The organism is Thermoleophilum album (genome assembly GCF_900108055.1).
Classification (GTDB): Bacteria; Actinomycetota; Thermoleophilia; order Solirubrobacterales; family Thermoleophilaceae; genus Thermoleophilum; species Thermoleophilum album.
Map to the genome: position 1 here is coordinate 1,132,464 of NZ_FNWJ01000001.1, position 24,983 is coordinate 1,157,446.

The 24,983-nt window shown below is 69.3% G+C and carries 20 protein-coding genes; 12 read left to right on the forward strand and 8 right to left on the reverse strand.

Annotated features, from left to right (window positions below; all coding sequences use genetic code 11):
• Positions 1-40 precede the first annotated feature (40 nt).
• Complete coding sequence (locus BLW41_RS05600) at positions 41-811, forward strand: prolipoprotein diacylglyceryl transferase (protein ID WP_093116970.1); 771 nt, start codon at positions 41-43, stop codon at positions 809-811.
• Here BLW41_RS05600 and BLW41_RS05605 read toward each other — a convergent pair.
• Together BLW41_RS05605 and BLW41_RS05610 are read right to left on the reverse strand one after the other, a co-directional pair.
• A complete protein-coding gene (locus BLW41_RS05605) occupies positions 761-1,600 on the reverse strand; it encodes a metal ABC transporter permease (protein ID WP_093116972.1) in 840 nt (279 codons plus the stop codon). The two genes, BLW41_RS05600 and BLW41_RS05605, sit on opposite strands and share 51 nt — an antisense overlap.
• 25 nt (positions 1,601-1,625) lie before the next feature.
• Positions 1,626-3,335: a metal ABC transporter permease gene (locus BLW41_RS05610; RefSeq protein WP_093116974.1), complete on the reverse strand. Its 1,710-nt coding sequence runs from the start codon at positions 3,333-3,335 to the stop codon at positions 1,626-1,628.
• A 179-nt stretch (positions 3,336-3,514) separates the two neighbouring features.
• Between BLW41_RS05610 and lysA the strand changes: the two genes are divergently transcribed.
• From lysA to thrB, 4 genes are read left to right on the forward strand one after another with little or no spacing between them, the layout of a single operon-like run.
• Complete coding sequence (gene lysA / locus BLW41_RS05615; protein WP_218138274.1) at positions 3,515-4,813, forward strand: diaminopimelate decarboxylase; 1,299 nt, start codon at positions 3,515-3,517, stop codon at positions 4,811-4,813.
• A complete protein-coding gene (locus BLW41_RS05620; RefSeq protein ID WP_093116976.1) occupies positions 4,803-6,053 on the forward strand; it encodes a homoserine dehydrogenase in 1,251 nt (416 codons plus the stop codon). The genes lysA and BLW41_RS05620 overlap by 11 nt, the downstream gene beginning before the upstream one ends.
• A gap of 49 nt (positions 6,054-6,102) precedes the next feature.
• Positions 6,103-7,152, forward strand: a complete 1,050-nt coding sequence (gene thrC / locus BLW41_RS05625; RefSeq protein WP_093116978.1) for a threonine synthase — start codon at positions 6,103-6,105, stop codon at positions 7,150-7,152.
• Complete coding sequence (gene thrB, locus BLW41_RS05630) at positions 7,149-8,009, forward strand: homoserine kinase (protein ID WP_218138275.1); 861 nt, start codon at positions 7,149-7,151, stop codon at positions 8,007-8,009. The genes thrC and thrB overlap by 4 nt, the downstream gene beginning before the upstream one ends.
• On the opposite strand, the gene BLW41_RS05635 is transcribed toward thrB, so the two are convergent.
• The 3 genes from BLW41_RS05635 to BLW41_RS05645 all read right to left on the reverse strand — a co-directional run bounded on the left by BLW41_RS05635 (position 8,006) and on the right by BLW41_RS05645 (position 12,998).
• Positions 8,006-10,555 carry a penicillin acylase family protein gene (locus BLW41_RS05635; protein ID WP_093116982.1) on the reverse strand — a complete coding sequence of 850 codons (2,550 nt, stop codon included), beginning with the start codon at positions 10,553-10,555 and terminating at the stop codon, positions 8,006-8,008. The genes thrB and BLW41_RS05635 overlap by 4 nt on opposite strands.
• A 121-nt stretch (positions 10,556-10,676) precedes the next feature.
• A complete protein-coding gene (locus tag BLW41_RS05640; RefSeq protein ID WP_093116984.1) occupies positions 10,677-12,116 on the reverse strand; it encodes an amidase in 1,440 nt (479 codons plus the stop codon).
• 12 nt (positions 12,117-12,128) lie between these two features.
• Positions 12,129-12,998 carry a ParA family protein gene (locus BLW41_RS05645; protein WP_093116986.1) on the reverse strand — a complete coding sequence of 290 codons (870 nt, stop codon included), beginning with the start codon at positions 12,996-12,998 and terminating at the stop codon, positions 12,129-12,131.
• A gap of 224 nt (positions 12,999-13,222) precedes the next feature.
• On the opposite strand from BLW41_RS05645, the gene gltB reads away from it, so the two are divergent.
• Together gltB and BLW41_RS05655 are read left to right on the forward strand one after the other, a co-directional pair.
• Positions 13,223-17,824 (forward strand): glutamate synthase large subunit, encoded by a 4,602-nt coding sequence (gltB, locus tag BLW41_RS05650; RefSeq protein WP_093116988.1) that lies wholly within the window; start codon positions 13,223-13,225, stop codon positions 17,822-17,824.
• Positions 17,825-17,826: 2 nt separating this feature from the next.
• The gene (locus BLW41_RS05655; RefSeq protein ID WP_093116990.1) at positions 17,827-19,395 is read left to right on the forward strand and encodes a glutamate synthase subunit beta; all 1,569 of its coding nucleotides are present in this window, start codon (positions 17,827-17,829) and stop codon (positions 19,393-19,395) included.
• A gap of 221 nt (positions 19,396-19,616) precedes the next feature.
• On the opposite strand, the gene BLW41_RS05660 is transcribed toward BLW41_RS05655, so the two are convergent.
• Positions 19,617-20,240, reverse strand: coding sequence for an FHA domain-containing protein (locus BLW41_RS05660; protein ID WP_093116992.1), 624 nt, complete (start codon positions 20,238-20,240; stop codon positions 19,617-19,619).
• Positions 20,241-20,398: 158 nt separating this feature from the next.
• Here BLW41_RS05660 and BLW41_RS05665 point away from each other — a divergent pair, with 158 nt between their 5' ends.
• The 3 genes from BLW41_RS05665 to BLW41_RS05675 all read left to right on the forward strand — a co-directional run bounded on the left by BLW41_RS05665 (position 20,399) and on the right by BLW41_RS05675 (position 21,938).
• Entirely contained in the window at positions 20,399-20,662 is a 264-nt protein-coding gene (locus BLW41_RS05665) for a hypothetical protein (protein ID WP_093116994.1), read from the forward strand.
• A gap of 65 nt (positions 20,663-20,727) precedes the next feature.
• On the forward strand, positions 20,728-21,366 hold the full coding sequence (locus BLW41_RS05670) for an SRPBCC family protein (RefSeq protein ID WP_177169356.1): 639 nt from the start codon (positions 20,728-20,730) through the stop codon (positions 21,364-21,366).
• Between the two features lie 14 nt (positions 21,367-21,380).
• Entirely contained in the window at positions 21,381-21,938 is a 558-nt protein-coding gene (locus tag BLW41_RS05675; protein WP_093116997.1) for a hypothetical protein, read from the forward strand.
• Between the two features lie 43 nt (positions 21,939-21,981).
• Here the strand turns inward: BLW41_RS05675 and BLW41_RS05680 are convergent, their stop codons facing one another.
• Together BLW41_RS05680 and BLW41_RS05685 are read right to left on the reverse strand one after the other, a co-directional pair.
• Complete coding sequence (locus BLW41_RS05680; protein ID WP_093116999.1) at positions 21,982-22,650, reverse strand: QsdR family transcriptional regulator; 669 nt, start codon at positions 22,648-22,650, stop codon at positions 21,982-21,984.
• 41 nt (positions 22,651-22,691) lie between these two features.
• Positions 22,692-23,378, reverse strand: a complete 687-nt coding sequence (locus BLW41_RS05685; RefSeq protein WP_093117001.1) for a QsdR family transcriptional regulator — start codon at positions 23,376-23,378, stop codon at positions 22,692-22,694.
• A 385-nt stretch (positions 23,379-23,763) separates the two neighbouring features.
• Here BLW41_RS05685 and BLW41_RS05690 point away from each other — a divergent pair, with 385 nt between their 5' ends.
• A complete protein-coding gene (locus BLW41_RS05690; RefSeq protein ID WP_143038609.1) occupies positions 23,764-24,249 on the forward strand; it encodes a hypothetical protein in 486 nt (161 codons plus the stop codon).
• 1 nt (position 24,250) lies between these two features.
• Entirely contained in the window at positions 24,251-24,784 is a 534-nt protein-coding gene (locus BLW41_RS05695) for a hypothetical protein (RefSeq protein ID WP_093117005.1), read from the forward strand.
• The last annotated feature ends 199 nt before the right edge of the window (positions 24,785-24,983 follow it).

The window sequence follows — 24,983 nt, forward strand, 5'->3', positions numbered from 1 at the left end:
CCCACCCGATCGTAGGAGGCGCTCCACTACGCTGTGCCGGATGCTGCCGACGATCGAGCTCGGACCGATCACCCTTCAGACCTTCGGTCTGGCGATGGCGGCTGCCTTCCTGGCCGCGGCGGCGCTTGGGGCACGCCGTTTCGCCGAGCTTGGTCGCTCACCCGACCTAGCGTGGGAACTTGGGGTAGCTGCGCTGGTCGGCGGGGTGGTCGGCGCGCGCGCGTACTTCTTGATCGAGCACTGGGACGAAGTGCGGGGCGACTTAGTCGGCGAAGTTTTTGCTGGTACCGGGCTTGTTTGGTATGGAGGGCTGCTCGGCGGTGCACTGGCGGTCGCAGCCTGGGCGGCCCATCGGCGGGCGCTCGGAAGCTGGCTGCTCGGGGCGGTGACTGCGCCGCTGGCCCTCGGCTACGCGATCGGCCGAATCGGCTGTCAACTCTCCGGTGACGGGGACTACGGGATCCGTTCGGATCTGCCCTGGGCGATGGCTTATCCGCACGGCACCGTCCCGACCACCGAGCGTGTGCACCCCACCCCGATCTACGAAACGCTGACGATGGGCTTGGTAGCGGCTGGTCTGTGGGTGTTTCGTGATCGTGTCGCTCCAACCAAGCTTTTCGCGTGGTACCTCGTGCTTGCGGGGAGCGAGCGCTTCCTGGTCGAGTTCGTGCGTCGCAACTCACCGGTGGTCGCCGGGCTCACGGCAGCGCAGCTGATTGCGCTCGCCCTGAGTCTCGTCGGGGCGGCGATTCTGCTGGCCTCACGCGCGCGCTCGCGCGTGCCCTCGCAGCCGCTGCCAAGCGGTCGCTAGCAACGCTCCGCTGACCAGCGTCAGCGCGACCGTCGCGCCGGTGGCGGTGTCGAGGAGGTAGGCGATCGCGAGCCCCGTCACCGTGAGCGTCGCGCCCGCTACGCCGGCGCTCACGAGGGACGAGCGGGCGCCGTGGGCGAAGGGTCGTACGACGAGCGGTGGTGCGACCAGCACCGCCACCGCCAGCAGGTTGCCGACCGTGCTGGCAGCGACCGCCGCTGCGACTACCACGAGTCCGGTCGTGAGGGCCCGCAGCCGCCCGACTGCGAAGCCTGCCGAGCTGGCCCAGACGGGATCGCTAGCGGCAGCCACCAGCGCCGCCCCGTAGCGGACGAGCAGGAACCACGTTGCAACCGTGGCCGCGGCCGCCATCAACAGGTCGCTGTTATCGGCGGCCAGCGGCTCGCCGAACAAAAGCCGCTCGAGGTGACCCGGGGAACCAGGAAGAAAAACCGCGATCGACCCCATCGCCAGGGCACCGGTAGCGAGCGCTGCGATCGCTGGTCCCGTGCCCGCACGCGGTTCATTGCTCACGATCGGCAGAAGCACGGCAAAGACGGCTGCGCCGAGCAGCGCCCCGGGCGCAAGCGGTAGCGAAAGTGCTGCTGCCAGCGCCAGGCCCGGCAGCATCGCGTGTGCCGCAGACTCCGCGGCGAAGGTGATGCGCTCGCCAAGCACGAGCCAGCCGACCGGGCCGGCCAACGCGCCCACCAACAGGAGTTCCAGGCCCGCTCGTGTCAGAGCGTCGGAGCCGATTAGCGGCCAAGCGCTTGCGATTGCCCCGGTCATCTGCGGTTGCTGGCTGATCGTGGTCTCACGGCTCCCGCGCGTGGCGGTGCGGGGCCGCCACCGCCCGCCGTTGTCCCGACTCCCCTTCGACGATCAAGAGCTCGCGACCGTAGGTAGCGGCGAGTACATCGGTGACGAGCACGCGCTCTGGCGGTCCGCAAGCGATCAGCCGCCGGTTGAGGCAGAGCACGCGGTCAAAGCGGCGCGCCGACTCGAGATCGTGGGTCGCCACGAGCAACGCGTGGCCGCGGTCGCGCAACGTCAAAAGCAAGTCCTCGATCTCCGCGGCCGCCCCCGGATCGATGGGAGCCAAGGGCTCGTCCAGCAGGAGTAGGCGCGAACCTTGTGCCAAGGCGCGAGCGAGCAGCACGCGCTGGCGCTGGCCTCCCGAGAGAAGGGCGAAGCGACGGTCGGCGAACGCCTCCATGTCGACGGCTGCCAGCGCCGCCAGCGCCCGCTTGCGATCGGTACGACGGGGCCGGGCCGGCAAGCGACGCCCGGCCATGGTGCCCATCAGTGCGACGTCGAGCGCCGTCAGCGGTATCTCGCTCCGCGGCCGGCTCGCCTGCGGCAAGTAAGCGGGACGCTCGCGCACCTCGAGGCGGCCGCCGAGCGGTTTCAGCTCCCCGACGAGAGCGCGCAACAGGGTGGTTTTGCCGGACCCATTCGGCCCGATCACGGCCACCGCCTCGCCGGCAGCTAGCTCGAACGTGACGTCACTAAGCGCGGCCACTCCCTCGTAGCCCAGCGTGAGTGCTTCGGCGACCACCAGCGGCTCACCGCGCACACCCTTCTGACTGGATGCGGCGCGCGGTCCGCCGCTCGCCGCGCGCGCAGCACCCGACGTGGGCGCTCTCACATCCGCGGCGTTAGCCCGCGCTCTGCGCGACTTCCCTTTGATTGCCGCCCCGCCAACGCGGCGGAGAGTGGCGCAAAGGGCGTAAGCCGTGACGGCGGCGATCGCCACCGACGGCCCTGGCGGCAGGTCTAGCCAGAAGCTCGTGTAGACACCGAAGGTCGCGGCGGCCAGCGCCAGTGCTACCGCCAACGGTGCGAGACCGCGGAGCTGGTCGCGGCTGATGCGCGCCGCCGCTGCGGGCAGCGTCGCGAGCGCCGGCGTAAGCAGCGTGCCGAGCGCGGGGATCGCTGCCGCGATCGAAACGGCCACCGCCACCAGGCAGCTTACGCGGAGCGTCCGTACGGGCACGCCGAGAGCGCGCGCTGCGGGCGGATCGAAGGCGATCGCGAGCCACCCACGGGCAAGCAGCGAATGCGCCGCGAGCACCGCGACAGCCAGCAACGCGAGGCCCAACTGCGCGCCCCCGCCGGCGGCGAGCACTGACCCGAAAAGCAAGGCGTCGATTCCCGCCCCGGAGTTCAGCTCGCTGGCAGCGATAACGCCCACCGCGAACGCGGCCACCACTGCCAAAGCCGTGGTGGCGTCGGGGAAACCGCCTTGGGGGGCGCGCTCCTCGTCGGAGCTCAAGGCGATGATGCTCGCGTAAGCCCCTGCTAGGACGCCGGCGGTGAGGGCTACCGGTGCGCCGAGCGCGCTACCTGCCACAGCGGCTGGGAACGCGAGGCTCGAGGAGGCGTGGGCGAAGAAGGCAGCGCGCCAGAGGACCACCCATACGCCGAGGGTGGCGAGGGCGAGGCACGCCAGCAGCGTCGTCGTGGCGGCACTGCGGGCGAGCGGGTCGCTCCAAAGCAGTTCGGGCGCGGGAGGGGTCGGCATCGGCGATTACGGGTGACGCGGGTCGCTGCCAAGGTCCCGCTGTTGGCGGACCCTCAACAGCAATGAGAATGATTCTCATTATTGCAGCGGGCCGTCACGCTCGCGGTCCGTGGGCGGTGCGCCACGGCGGCGTGCGGCCGCAGAGCGGCATAATCGCGCCGCAGTCCGAAAGCAAAGCGATGGGTGAGAGCTTGCAAACGACTCGCGGCAGCGACCGCGCGCAGCGCGACGGCGACGGCGGTCTACCGGAACACGTGTGGCCGCTCGGCACGAGGGTCAACGAGGCCGGCCGCATCGAGGTCGGGGGTTGCGACCTGGTGGAGGTTGCGCGCGAGTTCGGGACGCCCGCGTACGTCTACGCCGAAGACGACATGCGCGCACGGGCGCGCAGCTATCTCGCGGCCTTCGCAGCGCGCACTGAGCATTTCGAAGTGATCTACGCCAGCAAGGCGTTCCCCTGTACTGCCGCCTACGCGCTCTTCCGGGAGGAGGGGCTCTCGTGCGACGTGGCGTCGGGCGGTGAGTTGTTCCTCGCCCTGCGCGGTGGCTTCGACCCCGCGCGTATCTACATGCACGGAAACAACAAGACCGAGGCGGAACTTGCCTACGCGCTCGAGAGCCAGGTCGGCACGATCGTCGTCGACTCGTTCGACGAGCTCGACCGCCTCGAGCGGTTGGCCGCCGGCAGTGGCCAGCGGGTGATGCTTCGGGTGACGCCGGGTTTCACGGCCGAAACGCACCGGGCGATCCAGACCGGCCAGATCGACTCCAAGTTCGGCTTCGGGCTGTCAGAAGTCGAGCGAGCCGCGGAGCGCTGCCGGCAAATCGGCCTGGAGTTGCGCGGGCTGCACGCACACATCGGTTCACAGATCTTCGACCTCGCTGCCTACGAGCGGTTGGCGGAGGTGCTCGCCGGCCTTGGCGACTGGCCGCTTTTGAACCTCGGCGGCGGCCTCGGCATCGCCTACACGCGCGACCAGAAACCGCCGTCCTACGACCAGTACGTGGATGCCCTGCTGCGGCGGGCGCCCGACGCCGTGACCGTTCTCTGCGAGCCAGGCCGCTCGCTCGTTGGCAATGCCGGTGTCACGGTCTACACCGTGGGGACCGTCAAGCGGATCCCCGGCGTACGCACCTACGTCGCCGTCGACGGCGGGATGTCCGACAACTTGCGACCGATGCTCTACGGGGCTCGCTACGAGGCGGAGCTCGCCGACCGGCCTGGTCGGAGCGGCGAGCTCGTCACGGTCGCCGGCATGCACTGCGAGTCCGGCGACATCATCGTGCGCGACGTGTCCCTCGATCGTCCGCGCCCCGGCGATCTTCTGGTCGTACCGGCAACCGGTGCTTACGGCCACGCGATGGCCAACAACTACAACGCCGTGCCGCGCCCGCCGGTGATCTTCTGTAAGGACGGAGACGCGCGGATCGTCGTCCGCCGCGAGACCTACGAGGATCTGGCACTACGTGACGTCTAGCGACAACGCCCGCTTCGGCGTCGGCCTGCTTGGCCACGGCACCGTCGGCGGTGCGTTCCATCGCCTGCTCGAGGAGCGCGCCGACGCGGTCGCTGCGCGAACTGGTCGGCGACCCCATGTGGTCGGGGTTTTGACGCGTTCGCAGGGTGACTTCGAGGAGATCCTCGCCGCGAGCCAGACGATCGTCGAGTTGATCGGTGGTATCGAGCCCGCCCGCACTTACGTGTTGCGCGCGATCGAGGCCGGGCGACACGTCGTGACGGCCAACAAGCAACTGCTCTCGCAACACGGCGACGAGGTCTTCGAAGCGGCCCGCAAGCGGGGCGTGCAGGTCCGCTTCGAGGCCGCCGTGGCAGGCGTTATCCCAGCCATTCGAGTGATCTCCGAGTCGCTCGCGGGCGCCTACATCGAGCGCGTACACGGGATCGTCAACGGCACCACCAACTACGTGCTGACGGAGATGGCGCGCACCGGGGCGACCTACGCCCAGGCGCTTGCGGCAGCGCAGCGGCTGGGGTACGCCGAGGCCGACCCGACCGAGGACGTCTCCGGTAAGGACGCCGCCGCCAAGATGGCGATCCTCGCGCGCCTCGCCTTCAATGCTCGCGTCGGTCTCGAGGACGTGCGCTACGAGGGGATCGAGCGGATCACGCCCGACGACATCGCCTACGCGCGCGAGCTCGGCCTCTCGCTCAAGTTGATCGGGTCCGCGGAACGCATCGACGACGGCCTGGCGGTGATGGTCTATCCGGCGTTCCTCTACGCCGATCATCCGCTCGCGAGCGTCGACGGGGCGTTCAATGCGGTCACCATCGAAAGCCCGGCGATCACCGAAATCACGCTCTCCGGGCCCGGCGCGGGCGGCATCCAAACCGCCTCGGCGGTGCTCGGCGACGTCGTCTCGACGATGTTGCCGGCCGGCGCGCAACCGCCGCCGCCGCGAGCGGTCAAGCTCGTCGAGGATGTCGAGTTCTCGTTCTATTTGCACCTTGAGGTGGCGGACCGTCCCGGGGTGCTCGCGCGGATCGCCGACGTGCTGGGTCGCAACGAGGTTTCCATCAAGTCGGTCGTGCAGCGCGGCCTGGGCGACGATGCGCGGCTGGTGATGGTCGTCCATCCGGTGCTCGAGTCGCGGTTTCGGTCAGCGGTCGCCGAGATCGCTCGCCTCGACGTCGTGCGCGGCGACCCGCGGGTGATACGAGTCATCGAAGAGACCTTCGAGGCGCCGGGAGCGACGTGATCGTGGCGCGCAGCGACCAGCTAGTTGCGGGCGTCCTCGGCGGTGGCGGATGAGCCTCTGGCGTTACCGCGAACGACTACCGGTCGAACCTTTGGTGACGCTCGGTGAGGGCGACACGCCGCTGGTGCCCGCCCCCGCACTGTCGCAGCGCACAGGCTGCCGGGTGTTCCTGAAGTTGGAGGGCGCCAACCCCACCGGGTCCTTCAAGGACCGGGGCATGACAGTGGCCGTCTCGGCTGCCTTGCGAGACGGGGCGCGGGCGGTGGTCTGCGCGTCGACCGGGAACACCGCTGCCAGCGCTGCCGCCTACGCCGCGCGGGCGGGGCTACGGTGCGCGGTGATCGTGCCGGAGGGGAAGATCGCCACCGGCAAGCTCGCGCAGGCGCTGATGCACGGTGCGCGCGTGATCGCCCTGCACGGCAACTTCGATCGCGCGCTCGAGCTGGTTCGCGAGCTTGTCGACCGACACCCGATCGCGCTCGTCAACTCGATCAACGAGTACCGCCTCGAGGGCCAGAAAACGGGCGCGTTCGAGGTCGTCGACGAGCTCGGTGAAGCCCCCGATGTGCTGTGCATTCCGGTCGGTAATGCCGGCAACATCACTTCCTGGTGGCGGGGCTTCTGCGAGGTCGGCGTTGCCCCCGCTTTGCACGGCTACCAGGCAGAGGGCGCGGCTCCGCTGGTTCGCGGAGCGCCGGTGCCGGACCCGGAGACGGTCGCCTCGGCGATCCGCATCGGCAACCCCGCTCGCTGGGAGGAGGCGATGGCAGCGATCACCAGCTCGCGTGGTCATGTGCGGGCGGTCTCCGACGAGGAGATCCTCGCTGCCTACCGCTTCCTCGCCGAACGCGAGGGTGTCTTCTGCGAGCCGGCTTCAGCGGCGTCGGTGGCGGGGTTGCTCCGCTACGGCGCCGAAGGCACGGTCGTCTGCGTGCTTACCGGACACGGTCTCAAGGATCCGGACACGGCGATCGGCCGCGCGGCCGCGGTGGTGCCGTGCGAGCCCACCATCGAGGCGCTCGAGGAGGCCGTGCTCGGAGGCGATCCCAGTGCGGCGACAACCGACGCTCCCGCTGCCGACGGCGTCGCGCGCGTATGAGCGCGATGCACCGTAAGCGGGTCGTGCGCGTGCCGGCGTCGAGCGCGAACCTCGGCCCCGGCTACGACGTGCTGGCGGCGGCGGTGTCGCTGTCGCTCGAACTCGAGGTCGAGGAGACTGGGCGCTTCGCCGTCGAATCTGATCTCCCCGGGATCCCGCTCGACCGCTCCAACCTATGTGTGCGTGCGTTCGAACGGTTGCGTCCCGCCGACGGCCTCACCTTCAGGATCCGCTCGGCGATCCCCCCGAGCGGGGGTCTCGGTTCCAGTGCCGCTGCGATCGTCGCGGGCCTGGCCGCGGCCGACCACATGTTCGAGCTGGATGCCGACCTTTTCGCGCTAGCTAGCGAGCTCGAGGGCCATCCCGACAACGTCGCCGCGGCTCTCTACGGCGGCTTCGTGGTGTGTGGCCCCGAGCGGGTGGTGCGGATCCCGCCACCGCCGGAGCTCGAGGCGGTGGTGGTGGTACCGCCCACACCGGTTCCGACCAGCGAGGCACGGAGCGCGATTCCCGCCGAGCTGCCGATTGCCGACGCGGTCCACAACATCGGTGCGGCAGCACAGCTAGTGCTCGGTCTCGAGCGAGCCGATCTTTCGTTGATCGCTTCGGCGCTGCGCGACCGCATTCACCAGCCACGCCGCAAGCACCTCTATCCGCGCTCGCTGGAGGTCGTCGAGACGGCGCCGAAGATCGGTGCACTGGGCGCCACGATCTCCGGCGCCGGTCCCAGCGTGCTGGTGTGGTGCGAGTGGCAGCAGACCGGTCAAGTGGTCGAGCAGCTGCGAGCGCGGTTCCCCGACACGGTCGTGCGACGATTGAACTTCACCGACCTCGGTGCCGACGTGCGAGCGCTCTAGCGGGGCGCGAACTCAATCACGTGCTGGTAGGTGGGCCGGTTGGTCCAGTGCATCGTGTCGGGTATCAGGCCCGGCGTGAAGCGGATCCGCGGCGCCTTCGCGTGCCAGCGGGTCGGATCGGGGCCTTGGTCGGCGGCTAGTTTCGCGGCCGCCTCCGCAAGCGCCCCCCACAGTTCGCGCGCACAGACGCCGATCTTGCCGCGGCCGCAGAAACGGAGCGCGAAGCGCCCACGCACACGCTTGCCGAGCAAGGTCCGCAGATCCTTGTCGACGTACGACCACCAGCCGGAGCCGAAGCCGGCGGCCTCACCGATCGGGACCACGCGGGTCAGCTGATCGACGAGCGCCGTGCCCAGCCGATCGCGCAACACGGTCTGGGCGATCCGCGGCCAGGCCTCGTCCATGACGGCGCGACCCGGCGCGTCGATCAAACCGTCGCGGTTCGCGTCGAGCGTCGAGCCGCCAGCGCGCGACCAGCGGTCGACGAGCGTCACCGCTTGCGCGGTTAGGGCGTTCGGTGCCTTGGCACGGGCGAGTACCGCTCTCACCGTCGGCCAGACCAGGGTGGCGCGCAGGTCCTCGGTGGCGGCGCGGTTCATGATCGAGACGACTTGCTCGAGGCGCGGGCGGCGCGGCCAGCGGTTGAACATCTCGACCCGGTGAACCGAGCCGTAGTGCTCGTCGTCGCCGTGCATGAAGCCTGGCGCCGACTGGTTGTTCCAGTTGAGCAGAAGACCACCGGGACCGGAGACGTCGTGGGGATGCTCGCGTAACGACAGGAATCCGCGCCACTCGTAGCGTCCGTCGCCGAGCGTCGGCAGCCGTCGATCGAGCCCCCGCGCTCGCCGCGGCAACCGGCCCGAAGAGAAGTAAGCGGTCGCCCGCCGCGATGCCCACCCCCAGTTGAAGGTGAACTCGAAGCGGTTCGCGATCTTGAAGAACCGCTCCGGGGTGGTGGCGCGCCCCTCGGTCATCGCCTTGAGTGCCATCAGGTTGAGCGCTTCACGCCCAAAGGTGGAGCGTTTGCGCGCCAGCGCCACCGGCCGCCCGCGCAGTGTCGCCGTGCCGATCACCGGACCGTGCACGGTGGTCATGAAGCTGATGTCGCGACCCGCGAGCTTGCCCGCGTAAAAGCGCCCCATCGGGCGACAACGGCCGCGGTAGAGGTAGTGCGTGGAGGCACGTGTCGGCGCCCCGCCACCGGGCTCGCACAGTCGCTCGACGTAGACGTCGCGCACGTCGTGCCCGGCTGACGTGAGGCTCCATGCGTAGTCGCGGGTGCGGCCGATCAGCATGTAAAGACCGAGGCCGGCAGCCGATATACCCTGAGCGTGGATCCCGGGACCGCGCAGCTCCTGCTGATACACGATCTCTGGGTAGTAGTACCCGAGCTGCGGACCTTGAACAGCGAGCGTGTGCCCGCTCGCCGAGCGTCGGGGCGCGACCAGTAGCCAGTTCGACATCCGCTTGCGCGGCGGCTCGCTGCGCGCGGCGCGCGCTGCCATGGGACCTTGCCGGGCGTCGATCAGCCGTACCGAGCCTGGGTCAAGGGTCACCGACCCGCGAATTGGTCCGCCGGTCAGTGGTCCGTAGCGGAAACGCCGCCGAGTGGTCGTTGGCGACTCGGGATCGACGCTCAACATCAGGTCGTCGAAGACCCGCTTGCCGAGCCGTGCCCCGAAGCGTCGATCGAGCGCCGCCAGCAGCATCGCGTTCTCGTATTCGCGGCCACCTCCGGCGCCGAAGATCGAGCCGATGAAGGCGGTCACTGCCGCCCCGTCGTCGACGGTGAAGGGCTTGCCGTCGGGCAGGCCGCCGTGCCGCTCGAACCAGTCGTTGATTCCCCGCACGTAGTCGGCGGCATCGCGCAGCAGCTGCTGACCCTCGCGGCCGTAGGTGCGCAGGATCAGGCCGCGCTGACGCCGCACCAACGCTTCCGCCTGCGCGCTCGGCTGGAAGGGCGTCGCGCTGGTTACCAGCGAGAAGGCGTCGACGCCAGGTATGTCGAGGATCGCCGCTCGTCCCGGCCAGCGGCCTAGCTGCAAGAGCAGCTTGCGATCTCTCGCCATCACCCAGCCTGCGCCGTACATCAAGGCGGATCGCGTCTTGCCGGTGATGTGCGGAATGCCGTAGGCGTCGTAGACGATCCGCACGTCCGGATTCGGCGTCGGCTCGACACGGGTCTTGCCGATCGGCCGGAAGTCCATCGGCAGGAAGAAGCGCACGAGGTCGGCGCGCGAGACGCGACCACGGAGGTAGGTGAGGCCGTCGTAGAGCGGCAGCTGGTCGGTTGAGTCGTCGTTGGTTGGCAGGCCTCCGTAGTTGCCCGGCGGCAGGATGTAGCGAGCGAAGTCGCGGGGCGCCGCAACCGCAGCGCTCGCGCAAAGCGCGGTCGTCGCCACCGTCACGACGCTCGCCAGTAGACCGCGCGCGGCGACCGACAGCCGCCGCCTGTGCCCGGTAGGTGTGTAGAGCGCGGCGCGCTGCGTGCCTGAGCGCCCGCTGCGCGCTCGCGTGAGATCGACGATCTGTGGGGTACTCGCCACTGCTTCCTCCCTCACTGCGGTCGCGCTCCCCTCGACCGCTACGGAGCATCTAGGCCTCACGAGCGACCATATCCGCCGCGGTCCCGGCTGTCGAGGGCGCGCGGGCGCCTTGCGCCGGCAGCTAGTCGCCGGCGGCGAGCGGTGCGATCCGCTCGTGCCAGGGTTCGGCCTGCTCGAGTTGCGCCGCGAGCGAGAGCAAAAGCTCCTCGCCGGCGGGTGGCCCGATCAGCTGGACCGCCAGCGGCAAGCCATCCTCGCCGTGATAGAGCGGCAGCGAGATCGCCGGCTGGCCGGTGATGTTGCAGACGGCGGTAAAGGGCGTGAACTCGCCCGACTTGCGGAACTCGCCCCAAGGGTCATCGCTCGTGGGGTCGATCTCGGAGACCGCTACCGGGCGCTTCGCTAGCGCAGGTGTGAGCAATACGTCGTGGCGACCTTCGCCGCCGAACAGCGTCGCGACGATCGCGCGCCCGGCACCCTGCAACTCGAGCAGCGCCAGGAACAGGTCGATGCCCGTGCCCTCGCGCATCCGTTCGTAGATCGCGAGCGAGAGCGGTTCGACCACCTCGGGACCGGGGTCGCGTCCACCGATCCGCCGACCGAGCTCGATCAGCGCGGCGATCTGGGTGCCAAACATGCGCGTGAAAGTCGGCAACAGGTCGACCTCGCCCCACGGCGGATCGACCTCGACGACCTCGTGACCGAGGTTGGCGAGCAGCTCGGCAGCCCGTCGCGTGGCGTGGAGGCACTGCGGGTCGACTTCGGTCGGTAGCGGTGGCTTGGTGATCAGACCGACGCGCAAGCGACCAGGCTCCCGCTCGACCGCCTCCGCGAACGGTCGGCTGGGCGGGGGCGCCCAGGTCGCGTCGCCGGGCTCGTATCCCGCGAGGACGTCGAGCAGCAACGCCGTCTCGCGAACGGTGCGCGTCAGCACACCGTCCTGGACCAGGAAGTCGTCACCCTCCTCGGGTCCTCGTGAGATTCGGCCGCGACTCGGCTTAAGCCCGACCAGGCCGCAGCATGCGGCAGGGATACGAATCGATCCGCCGCCGTCGTTGCCGTGGGCAACCGGCACCATCCCGGCCGCCACGGCCGCCGCCGCGCCGCCCGACGAGCCGCCCGGCGTGCGCTCGAGGTCCCAAGGGTTGCGGGTCGGGCCGAAGCGCCGCGGCCCCGTGACCGGGAGGATCCCGAACTCCGGCATGTTCGTCTTGCCGACCAGCACGAAGCCCGCTTCGCGCAGGCGGCGCACCAAAAAGGCGTCGTGGTGCGGGGTGTAGTCCCCGAAGAGGTCTGAAGAAAAGGTCAGTCGCCAACCCGCCACCGCGACGTTGTCTTTGATGGCGATCGGTACGCCGCAGAACGGGCGTGGGTCACCAGGACGAATGGCGCGTGCCTGCTCGGCGGCGCGGTCAGGGTCGATCAAGGTGAAGGCGTTTACCTGCGGCTCCACGCGGTCGACCTGCTGCAGACACTCCTCGAGCAGCTCCTCCGCGCTCACCTCGCCACTGCGCACGAGCGCAGCGAGCTCGTCGGCCGGACGCAGGCTGAGCCTCGCCATCGCGCGCGCAGCCTAACGTTCTCCGTCGGGCGTTGGCGCCGTCGCCTCTGCTGGTTCGCCTTCAGCGCCGCCCCGAAGACGCCGCGCGGAACCGGCCTCCGCCAGCTCCTTGCGCAGCTGTCTGAGTTTGCGGATCGGTTCGGAAAGCTCGATGCGGCGCGCGAGTTCCAGCGCCAGATCCGCATAGTCGACTGCCAGGTCGGGCGCGTAGTCGAGGATCGATACGCCGCGCTCGGCCGACTCTGCGTAACGCACCGAGCGCCGGATGATCGTCTCGAAGACCTTCTCGCCAAAACGCTCGCGCAGTTGCGCCAGCGCGTCGCGCGCGTGCACAAGGCGCATGTCGGCCATGTTCAGGACCACGCCTACCCAGTCGAGGTCCTCGTTTAGGTTGTCGCGGGCGAGCTCGATCACCTCGAGCGCCTGCTCGACGCCCTGCAAAGAGAAGTACTCGGCGGCGCTGGTGACGAGCGCGTGGTCGGCCGCCACCAGTGCATTGACGGTGAGCAGGCCAAGTGATGGTGGGCAGTCGACGAGTACAAGGTCGTAGCTACGACGCACGTCCTTGAGGGCTCGCCGGAGCGTGAGTTCGCGGCCCATCTTCCCGCTTAGGACGATCTCGGCCTCGGCCAGGCCGAGGTTCGCGGGTAGCACGTCGCCGTGGATCGCTTCCCGAGCTTTGGCTCGACCGGTGAGCACCTCACCGACCGTCGGGTGCGCATCGGGTGGTACGTCGAAGTAGTCAGAAAGGTTGCCCTGCGGATCCAGATCGACGCAGAGCACGCGCTGGCCGGCGCGGCGGTAACAGTCGGCGAGCGTGCGCACCGTCGTCGTCTTGCCGGTGCCGCCCTTCTGGGAGAGAACCGTCACTACCTTGGCCATGGCTTCCTTCGCTGCAGCGAACTATCCCGCGACCCTATCGCGCCGCGAGCGCCCCCGACTAGCCGCGCCTACGGCGGACTCCGCAGCCGCGGCCGGAGACTGTCCAAACACCTTCCCGCGTCGCGCGCAGGAAGCACAAGAATCGCTTGCGCCGAGCGGCCGCTGGTACGCTTATCCGGCCCCGCTGTCCGCGCACCCGAAGCCAGCGGGAGGCCTCCTCCTCTATGAACGTGAGCGCAAGAGAACAGGCCCCCCGCGGGCTGTACGACGCGGCCTACGAGCACGACGCGTGCGGCGTCGCTTTCGTCGCGCGTTTGCGGGCTCCTGCCTCGCACGAGGTGGTGGAGCGCGCGCTCGAGGCGCTCGAGCGGCTCGAGCATCGGGGGGCAGCTGGTGCCGACCCGGAAACCGGCGATGGAGCGGGGATCCTGTTGCAGCTTCCCGACGCCTTCTTCCGGGCAGAGCTGCCCTTCGAACTTCCCGAACCCGGCCGCTACGCGGCCGCAATGGTGTTCCTGCCGCGCGATCCCGAGCGTGCCGCCGAAGCCCGAACGGTTTTCGAGCGCACGGTCAGCGAGCACGGTCAGCGGCTGCTCGGGTGGCGCCCAGTTCCGGTTTGCGAAGACGCCTGCGGGCGCACCGCTAGGGCTTGTGCGCCGCGGATCGAGCAGCTGTTCGTGGCGGCCTCGCCGGACCTCGGCGACCAGGACGCGTTTGAGCGCCGCCTATACGTGATCCGGAGGCTGATCGAGCGCGCCGGTATCGACGGTCTCGCGATCCCCTCTTTCTCGTCGCGCACAATCGTCTACAAGGGGATGTTGACGGCCCCTCAGCTGCCCCGCTTCTACCCCGATCTGCGCGACCCGCGCCTGGCGTCGCGCCTAGCGATCGTCCACTCGCGCTTCTCGACCAACACCTTCCCGAGCTGGGAGCTCGCGCACCCCTACCGGATGCTGGCGCACAACGGTGAGATCAACACGCTGCGTGGCAACCGCAACTGGATGCGCGCCCGCGAGAGCCAGCTCGCGTCGCCCCTGTTCGGCGACGACATCGAGAAGATCCGAGGTCTGCTGAGCGAGGACCTCTCCGATTCGGCGTCGCTCGACCGCGTCTTCGAGCTGTTGGTGCTCGGCGGCCGTTCGCCGGCGCACGCCATCACGATGCTGATTCCCGAGGCGTACGAGCAGCGCTCCGACGTGCCGCAGGAGCTGCGCGACTTCTACGCCTACCACGAGTCGTTGATCGAGCCTTGGGATGGACCAGCCGCGGTGGCCTTCAGCGACGGTCGGGTGGTCGGCGCGACGCTCGATCGCAACGGTCTGCGCCCGGGCCGCTGGCTCGTGACCCGCGACGGCTGGGTGGTCCTGGCGTCCGAAGCGGGCGTTTTCGATTGCGACCCCGGGCAGATCGAGGCGAAAGGGCGGCTGCGCCCCGGCAAGCTCTTCCTCGTCGACCTCGAGCAGGAGCGGATCGTCCCGGACGAGGAGATCAAGCGCGAGCTAGCGCTGCGGCGCCCCTACGGCAAGTGGTTGCGGGAGCGCGTCGTGCACATCGACGATTTGCCCGACCGCAAGCCGCGGGTGCCGCGCGTCGAGCCACTGCGTGCGCGCCAGCTCGCCTTCGGCTGGACCGAGGAGGACATCCGCACGATCCTCGCGCCGATGGCCCGGGACGGCGCCGAGCCGACCGGCTCGATGGGCAACGACACCGCGCTCGCCGTTCTTTCTGATCAGCGGCCATCGCTGTTCAGGTACTTCAAGCAGCTGTTCGCTCAGGTCACGAACCCGGCCATCGACCCGATCCGCGAGTCGGTGGTGATGAGCCTCAAGGCCTGCATCGGGCCGGAGGTGAACCTGCTCGACGAGACACCCGAGCACTGCCACCAGCTGGTGATGCCGCAGCCGATCCTGCGCAACGGCGAACTGGAGCGGCTGCGCCAGGTCGATCACGAGGTGTTCTGGGCACGCACGATCGACATCACCTGGCCGGTCGCCGAGGGGCCTGCGGGAATGGAGCGTCGTCTCGAGGCGATCTGCGACGAGGCGGCGCAGCTCGTCGAGCGCGGGGTGAACATCCTGATCCTGTCCGACCGCAACCTCGGCGCCGAGCGTGCGGCGATCCCGGCTTTGCTCGCGACGTCGGCCGTGCACCACCGCCTGGTGCGTGAAGGGACCCGCTTGTGCACCGGTCTCGTGGTGGAGACCGGCGAGGCGCGCGAGGTCCATCACATTGCCTGCCTGATCGGTTACGGCGCGGCAGCGGTCAACCCGTACCTGATGTTCGAGTCGCTGTCGACGGTCAAGCGCGAAGGTTGGCTAGCCGACGACGTCTCGCTCGAGGAGGCCGAGCGGCGCGTGATCAAGGCGATCGGCAAGGGGCTCCTCAAGATCCTCTCGAAAATGGGGATCTCGACGATCGCCTCGTACACCGGCGCGCAGATCTTCGAGGCCGTCGGTCTCGAGCGCGAGCTCGTGGACCGCTACTTCACCGGCACGCCATCGCGGGTCGGCGGCGTCGGTCTCGAGGTCCTCGCCCGCGAGGCGCTCGACCGCCACGCCCGTGCCTACCCGACCGCCGAGTCGGAACTGCTCCCGCACGGCGGCATCTACCAGTGGCGTCGCGACGGCGAGTACCACGGCTGGAACCCCGAAACGATCGCCAACCTCCAGCATGCGGCCCGCCGCGAGGGCAGCGCCGACGCCTACGAGCGCTTCGCTCGCTACGTCAACGAGGTCGCGCTGCCGCGGACGACGCTGCGCGGCCTGCTGCGCTTCCGTACCGATCGCGACCCGATCCCCCTCGACGAGGTCGAACCCACCACGGAGATCCTCAAGCGCTTCAAATCGGGTGGAATGAGCCTCGGTGCGCTCTCCCCAGAGGCGCACGAAACGCTGGCGATCGCGATGAATCGCCTCGGCGGTAAGTCGAACACCGGGGAGGGCGGCGAGGATCCTGCCCGCTACCTCGACGAGCGGCGCTCGGCGATCAAGCAGGTGGCGTCCGGTCGTTTCGGCGTCACGATCCACTACCTCGTCAACTCCGACGAGATCCAGATCAAGATCGCGCAAGGAGCGAAGCCGGGCGAAGGCGGTCAGCTCCCCGGCCACAAGGTCAACGAGTACATCGCCAAGCTCCGCCACTCGACGCCGGGCGTCGGCCTGATCTCGCCACCGCCACACCACGACATCTACTCGATCGAGGACCTCAAGCAGCTGATCTACGACCTGCGCTGCGCTAACCCGCGTGCGCGCATCTCGGTGAAGCTGGTCGCCGAGGTTGGGGTCGGTACGGTCGCTGCCGGAGTCGCCAAGGCCAACGCCGACCACGTGGTGATCGCCGGTCACGACGGCGGCACCGGGGCGTCGCCGCTCTCCTCGATCCAGCACGCCGGTATTCCATGGGAGATCGGGCTTGCTGAGACGCAACAGACGTTGCTGCGCAACGATCTGCGCTCGCGGATCCTGGTCGAGGTCGACGGACAGATGCGCACCGGCCGCGACGTCGTGGTGGCAGCGATCCTCGGTGCCGACGAGTTCGGTTTCTCGACCGCCCCGCTGATCGCCCTCGGCTGCGTGATGATGCGGGTGTGCCACCTCAACACCTGCCCGGTCGGGGTGGCTACCCAAGACCCGGTCTTGCGCGAGCGCTTCGCCGGTCAGCCCGATCACGTCGTCAACTACCTGTGGCTGGTGGCGGAGGAGGCACGCCGGATCATGGCGTCGCTCGGCGTGCGCACGATGCAGGAGCTGATCGGGCGCACTGAACTGCTCGAACCGGATCCCGCGATCGACCATTGGAAAGCCCGCGGGCTCGACCTGCGACCGCTCTTGGCGGTCCCGGAGGGCATCGATCCCGAGGCGCCGCGTTGTCGCACGCGCGGCCCCGACCCGGTGCTCGACGACCACACCGACCACCAGTTGATCGCAAGTGCGCGCCCCGCGATCGAGAAGGGGCGGCCCGTGCGTCTGCGGCGCAAGATTCGAAACCCGGAACGCGCCGTCGGTGGCCTCCTGTCGAGCGAGATCGCGCGCGTACGCGGCTTCGACGCGCTGCCGGACGGCACGATCGAGGTCGAGTTCGAGGGCTCCGCGGGCCAGAGCTTCGGTGCCTGGCTGGCGCCCGGTGTGACCTTCGTCTTGCGCGGCGATGCCAACGACTATGCGGGCAAAGGCTTGTCGGGCGGCACGCTGGTCGTGAGGCCACCGGAGGGAGCCGCGTTCGATGCCGAGCGCAACGTGGTCGTGGGCAACGTCGTCCTCTACGGCGCGACGTCCGGCAAGGCGTTCTTCCGCGGGTTGGCCGGCGAACGCTTCTGTGTGCGCAACTCGGGGGCGATCGCGGTCGTCGAGGGCGTCGGTGACCACGGCTGCGAGTACATGACGGGCGGTCGTGTGGTCGTGCTCGGGCCGACCGGCATCAACTTCGCTGCGGGCATGAGCGGCGGCATCGCCTACGTGCTCGACGTCGACGGCCGCTTCCGCGAGCGTTGCAACACCGAGCTCGTGGGCTTCGATGAGATCACGCCCGACGAGGCGCTCGAGCTGCACGGCTGGATCGAGGAGCACCAGCGACGCACCGGCTCGCCGCTCGCCGAGCGCCTGCTCGCCGCCTGGCCGCAGTCGTTGGAACGGTTCGTGAAGGTGATGCCGCACGACTACAAGCGGGCGCTGGCCGAGCTTGCAGACCGCCGTGGGCGCCTGCCGTCGGAAGCGGCCGAGCCGCTGGCCTTAGTGGGAGCGTTGGACAACGGCGGCGATGGGCGTGCTTCGGGGCTCGCCCCCGGTCACGAGGCGGCCGCCGCCGGCCCGGAACCAGTCGGGAGTTAGCGGTGGGCAAGCTACGCGGCTTCCTCGAATACCCGCGCCGAGCCTTCGTCAAGCGGGACCCGCGTGAGCGCGTGCGCGACTACGCGCGTTACTTCTCGCTGCAGGACGAGAACACCCTGCGCGAGCAGGGCGCGCGCTGCATGGACTGCGGCGTTCCCTTCTGTCACGAGGGGTGCCCGCTCGGCAACCTGATTCCCGACTGGAACGACCTCGTCTGGCGCGGCCGCTGGCGGGACGCGCTGGTCAAGTTGCACGCCACCAATAACTTCCCGGAGTTCACCGGGACCATCTGCCCGGCGCCTTGCGAGTCGGCTTGCGTGCTCGACATCAACGCGGACCCGGTGACGATCGAGCAGATCGAGCTCGCGATCGTGACCAAGGGTTTCGAGGAGGGTTGGATCAAGCCCGAGCCGCCCGACCAGCGCAGCGGTAAGACCGTCGGTGTAATCGGCTCCGGTCCCGCCGGGCTGGCGGTTGCGGCCGAGCTCAACAAGCGTGGGCACCTGGTCACTGTCTACGAGCGCGACGAAGGGCCGGGCGGGTTGATGCGCTTCGGTGTGCCCGACGCCAAGCTCGAGAAGTGGGTGATCGACCGACGCGTCCGCCTCCTCGAGGAAGAGGGCGTGCGCTTCGAATGCGACTGCGACGTCGGGCGCAGCGTCTCGACCGAGGAGCTCCGCCGCCGACATGACGCCCTCGTGATCGCGATCGGTTCGCGCGTGCACCGCGATCTCGAGGTCCCCGGACGGGAACTTCGCGGTGTGCACTTCGCGATGGACTACCTCTACCAGCGCAACCGTGCGGTGGCGCGCATGGAGGGCCGGCCGGCGCGCGATGTGCCGCCTGGGGCCGAGATAACGGCGCGGGGCAAGCGCGTCGTAGTCGTCGGCGGCGGCGACACCGGGATGGACTGCATCTCCAACGCCCTCCGCGAAGGCGCGCGCGACGTCCTGATGCTCGACGTCTATCCGCCGCTGCCGCCGTCCGGGCGTCCGCCGATGTCGCCCTGGCCGCTGCCGCCCAAGCGCACCCCGACGACCTATGCGCTCGAGGAGGGGGGCAAGCGGCGCTTCGGCTGCGAAGTGGTCGAGATCCTCGGCGACGGCGACCATGTGACGGCGGTGCGGGCGCGTCGCGTCGAAGGTACGAGCTCGCGTGACCTGCGCCCGATCCCCGGCAGCGAGTTCGTCGAGCCGGCGGACCTCGTTTTGATCGCGATCGGGTTCGCGCATCCCGAGCACGAGGGTCCGATCAAGGAGCTGCAACTCGACCTCGACGCGCGCGGCAACGTGCGAGCGCCGGTCTACGGAACCTCCGTCGAGGGCGTGTTCGCGTGCGGCGATGCGCGCATCGGCCAGTCGCTGGTGGTGACAGCGATTGCCGAGGGGCGCCGCTGTGCCCGCGTGGTCGACCGTTATCTCGGCGGTACCGGCGAGCTCAGACGACTGCCTGCGGAGGCCTTGTTCGCCTACGAAGACGGCGATCCCAACTCGTTGCGCCACCAAGCGGAGGTGGCCGGATCGGTCACCGTCGGCGAGGCCTTCTGGGTCGGTCCGCGCGACGGCCGGTAGCGGGCCAGCGCGTCGACGGGGCCCCGGACGAGCCCCTCGAGCAGGGACATCCCTCGAGCAGGGCGACCCCTCTAGCAGGGCGATCAGCAGCCGACGAGCAACGAGCGTCTCTGGGAATCGCTCCGGCCGGGCGGGAAGGTTCCGCGGGGACGGGGAGGGGGGCGGTTTCGCCGCCCCCGGCACCCCTCGCTAGACGGGACCCGGCCCTCGGTCCCCCGCCGTCACGCGACGGCGTCTTCGTGCGCCGACTCGAGCCCCGCGGTCGGCGCCGCTCGGTTCTCGTGGCTGTAGCCCCCGCTTAAGAAGAAGAGTCGGTAGCGCCCGATCGTGACCTCGTCGCCGTGTTCCAGCTCCACCAGTTCGACGCGCTCGCCGTTCACGAAAACCCCGTTCAGAGAGCGGTCGTCGAGGATCCGCGCACCCGCCTCGTCGACGTACACGAGCGCGTGCCGGCGCGACACGGTGGGGTCGTCGAGGCGTACCTGCGCTGCGATCGAGCGGCCGATGCGAGTCCAGCCAGCCGCCAGTTCGACGCGCTCGATACCTCCGTCCGCGGTCTCATAGACAAGGAAGCAGCCTTCGCTTGAGCTCAGTTCGGCCGCCAGCTCCTCCAACCAAGGTGGGCGCTCGCCGCTGCGCAACGGCCCGGTCGCGTCGAGCTGCGTCTCGGTCGTCGCCCCAAACGGGTCGCGGGGATCGAACAGCGAGTGGCGGCGGAACGTGGTGGCGCCGCACATCGGGCAGGCCGGCAGTTCTTCGCCCTCCCGCAGTGCGATCAAGTACCCACAGCCATCGCAATGGTATGTGCCGGCTTCACGGACCGGCTCGAACTTCGGACGTCCCATGCCTGTCCCTGCTCCTCCTGCGTGAGCGTCGGTCGCGCCGTGCGACGGGCGCACCTCAAGCAGCGGGCACCTGTCGGACGGTTCAAACGCTTAGTACCCATTTTTGGCCTGGGCCACACGCTTGCAGGAACGTCCGCTTCGTCGGCGAACCTCGAGCCATGCCCGACATCGCGCAACTCCTTGTACGCCACAGCGTCGGCCTGGCGCCGACCAGCGAGCTTCGCTGCAGCGGCTGCGCTCGCACCCTGCTGACGGGCGAGCGCTGGCACGAGCTCGATGGGGGCGAGACCCTCTGCGATCTCTGTCTCGCCCGCCTTCCCGAGGAGCGCCGTCGATCGGTGCGCAGCGAACGGGTGCGCGCGCTCGCGCGGCGGCTGGTGGTCGCGCCGCGCAGCCGCTCGTACCGACCGCGCGCCGCCTGAGCGACCGCGGGCGGCGCGCGCGACACTTCGTCCTGGCCAGTGGCCGCCGGTAGCATCTGCGGCTCGTGGCGGCCTTCACTCTGGCGAAGACGATCTGCGCAGCTCCCGAGCGGGTCTACGACTTCGTGGCGGATCTCGCCGCGTGGCCCGCGGTCGTCGACCATTTCGTCGACGACTTCCGCTTGGCACGCGCCAATCCCGTGGGACGGGGTGCCGCCGCTCGGTTCCGTGTGCGCTCGCCGTACGGCAAGCCCTATGCGGAGCTCGATATCTACGCCGCCGAACGGCCACGCGAGTTGTTGTTGCGGGTGCGCTACGGCCGAGTCGGGCGCAACCGCGCGGCGATTGCGCTCTCTTTCATGGCTGAGGAGGCGGGTTGCACGCGTCTCGAGTTGCAGGCGGAGACCTATCCGATGCGGCTGGCCGACCGCCTGCGCGACGCGCTGTGTGCACGCTGGCTGAAGCGACGAGTGGCAGAGGCTCTCGAACGGCTGCGGATGGTTTTCGAGGAGCCACCGTCGAAACCGCTGCTGCGCGCTTCGATCGCTGGTTTCGAGCCCGAGAAGGGTCCGCGCTTCGGCGCGCACGCGGGTAGCGACCCCAGATGCGGCCGTCGCTGGGCCGGTGAGCGGTCGCGCGACGCAGTAGCCACTGGTCCCGGCCCCAGTGCTCCCGCAGAGCGCCAGGCGCCGGTCGCCGGGTAGACTGCCGCTCCGCGATGCAGCTTCGCTCAGCCCGCTTGCTAATCCCTCTGCTGCTGGTCGGCGTGCTCGCGGTTGGATGCGGCACCGACACGGCGAAGCTCGGCGTCGACGAGGCTGCGCGCGAGGGCCTACGGATACCAATCGCGGGTCTCGACTACGACGTCTTCATCACCCGCCAGCTCAACCTTCGCATCCCTCCCGACAACGCCTACTACAAGGGCCCCGAGGCGCGTCCGGGTGAAGCGCTCTACGGCGTTTTTATGCAGGTCTGCAACCGCGGCAATCGGCCCGCGCGTGCAACCGACGACTTCGAAATCGTCGACAACCAGGGCAACACGTTCAAGCCGACGCCCTTGCCGCGCGACAACCCCTTCGCCTACCACCCGGGCACGCTCCAGCCCAACGAGTGCATTCCCGAGGAGGGATCGATCGCGCAGCTTGGCCCCACGGCGGGAGCGATGCTGCTGTTCCGCTTGCCGCTCGCGAACACGGAGAATCGGCCGCTCGAGCTGATCATTCGGCCGCCCGCTGGTGCCGGCGGCGAGGAGCGTCGGGTGGAGCTCGACATCTAGGGCCTTCGCCGAGCCGCCGGCCGGAGCGGCGGGCGCGGCGGCCTCAGGCATCCGGCTCCACGGCCAAGAGGACCCGGATCACCGCCAACAAGCTCTCGATGTCCGGCTCGAGTGCTGCGATCGCGTCGTTGTAGAGGAACGCCTCGCCGACGCGGACGATCACGTAAGCGAACAGCGAGGGGGCCAGCGGAAGTGCGAGCTCTGAACGCTCGACCTCCTCGCGCAGCAGCCGCTCGTAGGCTTCGACTAGACGCCCCTGCACACCGCCGTGGCGGCGCGTGAGGATTCTCAGGGCGCGCTCCGCGTCGGCTTCCAAGAAGCGCCTTAGCGGTTCGGCTTCCGCAACCCAATAGGTGAAGCGTCGCACGACCTCGACGATTCGCTCGGCACCGCTTCCCGGGGCGCGCTCGGCGGCAGTCCGGAAGAGCTCGTCGGCAAACGACCAGATGACGTCCGCCAAGAGCTGCTCGCGGCTACCCGCCCAGCGGTAGAGGGTTGGTCGACTGACGCCCAGTTCCTCGGCGAGGGCGAGCATCTCCAGCCGACGCCCGGCGAGATACCAGCGCCGCGCGACCTCGAACGCTTGCGCTTGGCGGCTCCGCGATCCCGCAAGCCAGGCTTGGTAAGCGGGCGTTGGCGGTGGCGCCGACGATATCGGATGGGTCTCGCCGGGACCCCCGGCGTCGCGCTTCGCGTCCTCCCTTTCGTCCATACGTGGCAAGCATGACCGCAGGCGGGGACGGTGGGCGCCCTTCAGTGCCTTACCGGTAGCGGCTGCTGAAGGTGCGACGACTTCGCGCCAGCCGACGGCTGCGCCCCTTTCAGCAGCAGCTCCACGACCATCGCGGCCGCCTCGAGATCCGGCTCGAGCGCGGCGATCGCGTCGTTGTAGAGGAACGCTTCGACGACCCGCACGATCAGGTACGCCATCTCCGGTGTCTCGAGAGGAAGCGACAGGCCGCTGGCGCGCACCTCGTCGTCGAGGAGCTCCGCGACCGCACGCACCAAACGCCCCTCCACACCGCCGTCGCGCCGGGTCAAGACGCGCAGCGCGATCTCGGCATCCATCTCCAAGAAGCGACGCAACGCCGGCGCAGCAACGATCTGCGCGGTGAACTCGCGCAGGATGCTCATGATGCGCGCAGAGCCGTCGCCGCGTGCGCGTCGCACGGCGACCGCTAGCAGCTCCTCGGCAAACGACCAAATCACGTCTTCGAGTAGCCGTTCGCGGCTTCCGACCCAGCGGTAGAGCGTCGGCCGGCTGACGCCGAGCTCGCTCGCCAACGCGCGCATGTCGAGCTTGCGACCCCGCGCATACCAATCGCGGGCAACCGCAAAGGCCCGCGCTTGGCGCTCGGGAAAGCCGAGCCGATACGCCCGGTAGGCGAGGCAGGGGGCCGGCGGCTCGTGGCTTGGCGTGTTCGCGGCGGTTGCTGGCACGGTTGTCAGCGCAAGCTTGACGGCTGCGGAGGGTGTATCGCCACTCGCTACCGCCAGTCGCTGGTAGCGGAGGCGCCTCGGCGGCTCACGCCGTACGGCTCACATAACGGCACCGGGTGCGCCTCGGCGCACCCGGTTACCCACCCCCTGTGTTGGTTTTTCACCCCTAGCGCGTGTCTTCTCCTGGAGAAGATCGACCCGCTTCGTCGTGCTGCCACCGCCGCATCGCGGCGACTGCGGACGAACGAGCTGCGACTTGGAATGTGAAACATAATGCCAATCTGTTGCTGCTGCAGCAACAGAGCAGACAGATGTATTATCAGCCGCAGGCGGGAGCCGTTGCAGGACCCCACGGCAAACGGCGAAAGGGAGGAGTAGGCCGCGAATGCAGCGACGCAAGACCGTGCCTGGTGAGAGTGCTCAAAGGCCTGTCCCCTTGCTTGAAAACTGGCTGCCCCGGCGACGGGGAGCCCGGCCGCTGATCGCCGCCCTTGTCGCCGCGGCGCTCGGCGCCTACCTGGCGCCAGCAGCTGCGGTTGCGGCGAGCGCCGACCTCGCCCGGGCGCGCACCGCAAGTCGCGCCCCGCCGCAGTTCTTGTCGTTCGCAATCGACATCGTCGCCGTCACCGGCGGAGAGTTCGCCGACCCGAATTCGAGCGTCACACGCACCTTTCCGCCCTACGACTTCGGTCGTCCGGTGCTAGTGCGGCTGGCCAAGGCGCTCACCGCTGGGCGACCCGCCTACCTGCGAATCGGCGGCACTCAGGCCGACCACACCTACTACGACCTGACCAACTCGCTCAGCACACCGCCCCCTGGCTACGAGCGCATCCTCACGCGCCGTCAGTGGGACGCTGCTCACGCCGGCTGACGTGGGCGGCGAACGGCCGATCATCCTCGGCGGTAACAAGGTGCCGCTGGGACCCGAGGCGCGCGACGTGATGCCGCAGGTCGGGAGCCTCTACGACGCCATCAACTACCACTTCTACCCGGCGTTCTCCGACCGCTGCACCTATCCGCCGAAGGTGCCGCGCGACACCTTGGCTGCCAGCTGGCTCGACTCTCACCTCGCAGCGCTGCGCTACATCGCGGGGCTGCGCGACCGCTACGCGCGGCGCAAGCCGATCTGGTTGGGCGAGACCGGATCGGCTGCCTGCGGCGGCCAGGTCGGCTACTCGGATCGCTTCGCCGCCAGCTTCCTCTGGCTGAACCAGCTCGGCCAGCTCGCTCGCGCGGGCGTGCAGGTGGTGGTCCGACAGGCGCTCGAAGGTGGCACTTACGGTCTGCTCGAGCAGGGCACGCTGCGACCGAACCCCGACTACTGGGCGTCGCTGCTGTGGCGTCGCTTGATGGGTGAGCGCCAACTGAGCGTGCCGGTGCGTGGGGCCGGTTCGGCCGTCCGCTGACGGCGCCCGGCGGGCGGGTGCCGCAGCTCCGGCCACGGCTCGTACGCGGGGGCACGGTGAAGATCCCTGGACGCTCGTACGCGTTCGTGGTCGATCCGAACGGTGCCCGCCAGTGCGGCGCAGGGCGCTCCTGAGCCGAAGTCGGGTTACCCGGTCCGGTGTTGCGGGCAATCAACCGAAGGGGCAAGAAGGAGGGCTA

Excerpts from the sequence above, each read along its gene's own strand:
- BLW41_RS05660 (WP_093116992.1), bottom strand. The coding sequence starts at position 20,240 with ATGGGACGTCCGAAGTTCGAGCCGGTCCGTGAAGCCGGCACATACCAT.
- BLW41_RS05690 (WP_143038609.1), top strand. The coding sequence starts at position 23,764 with ATGCAGCGACGCAAGACCGTGCCTGGTGAGAGTGCTCAAAGGCCTGTC.
- BLW41_RS05680 (WP_093116999.1), bottom strand. The coding sequence starts at position 22,650 with ATGGACGAAAGGGAGGACGCGAAGCGCGACGCCGGGGGTCCCGGCGAG.
- BLW41_RS05640 (WP_093116984.1), bottom strand. The coding sequence starts at position 12,116 with ATGGCGAGGCTCAGCCTGCGTCCGGCCGACGAGCTCGCTGCGCTCGTG.
- BLW41_RS05605 (WP_093116972.1), bottom strand. The coding sequence starts at position 1,600 with ATGACCGGGGCAATCGCAAGCGCTTGGCCGCTAATCGGCTCCGACGCT.
- BLW41_RS05665 (WP_093116994.1), top strand. The coding sequence starts at position 20,399 with ATGCCCGACATCGCGCAACTCCTTGTACGCCACAGCGTCGGCCTGGCG.
- BLW41_RS05610 (WP_093116974.1), bottom strand. The coding sequence starts at position 3,335 with ATGCCGACCCCTCCCGCGCCCGAACTGCTTTGGAGCGACCCGCTCGCC.
- BLW41_RS05675 (WP_093116997.1), top strand. The coding sequence starts at position 21,381 with ATGCAGCTTCGCTCAGCCCGCTTGCTAATCCCTCTGCTGCTGGTCGGC.
- thrC (WP_093116978.1), top strand. The coding sequence starts at position 6,103 with ATGAGCCTCTGGCGTTACCGCGAACGACTACCGGTCGAACCTTTGGTG.
- BLW41_RS05600 (WP_093116970.1), top strand. The coding sequence starts at position 41 with ATGCTGCCGACGATCGAGCTCGGACCGATCACCCTTCAGACCTTCGGT.
- gltB (WP_093116988.1), top strand. The coding sequence starts at position 13,223 with ATGAACGTGAGCGCAAGAGAACAGGCCCCCCGCGGGCTGTACGACGCG.
- lysA (WP_218138274.1), top strand. The coding sequence starts at position 3,515 with ATGGGTGAGAGCTTGCAAACGACTCGCGGCAGCGACCGCGCGCAGCGC.
- BLW41_RS05645 (WP_093116986.1), bottom strand. The coding sequence starts at position 12,998 with ATGGCCAAGGTAGTGACGGTTCTCTCCCAGAAGGGCGGCACCGGCAAG.
- thrB (WP_218138275.1), top strand. The coding sequence starts at position 7,149 with ATGAGCGCGATGCACCGTAAGCGGGTCGTGCGCGTGCCGGCGTCGAGC.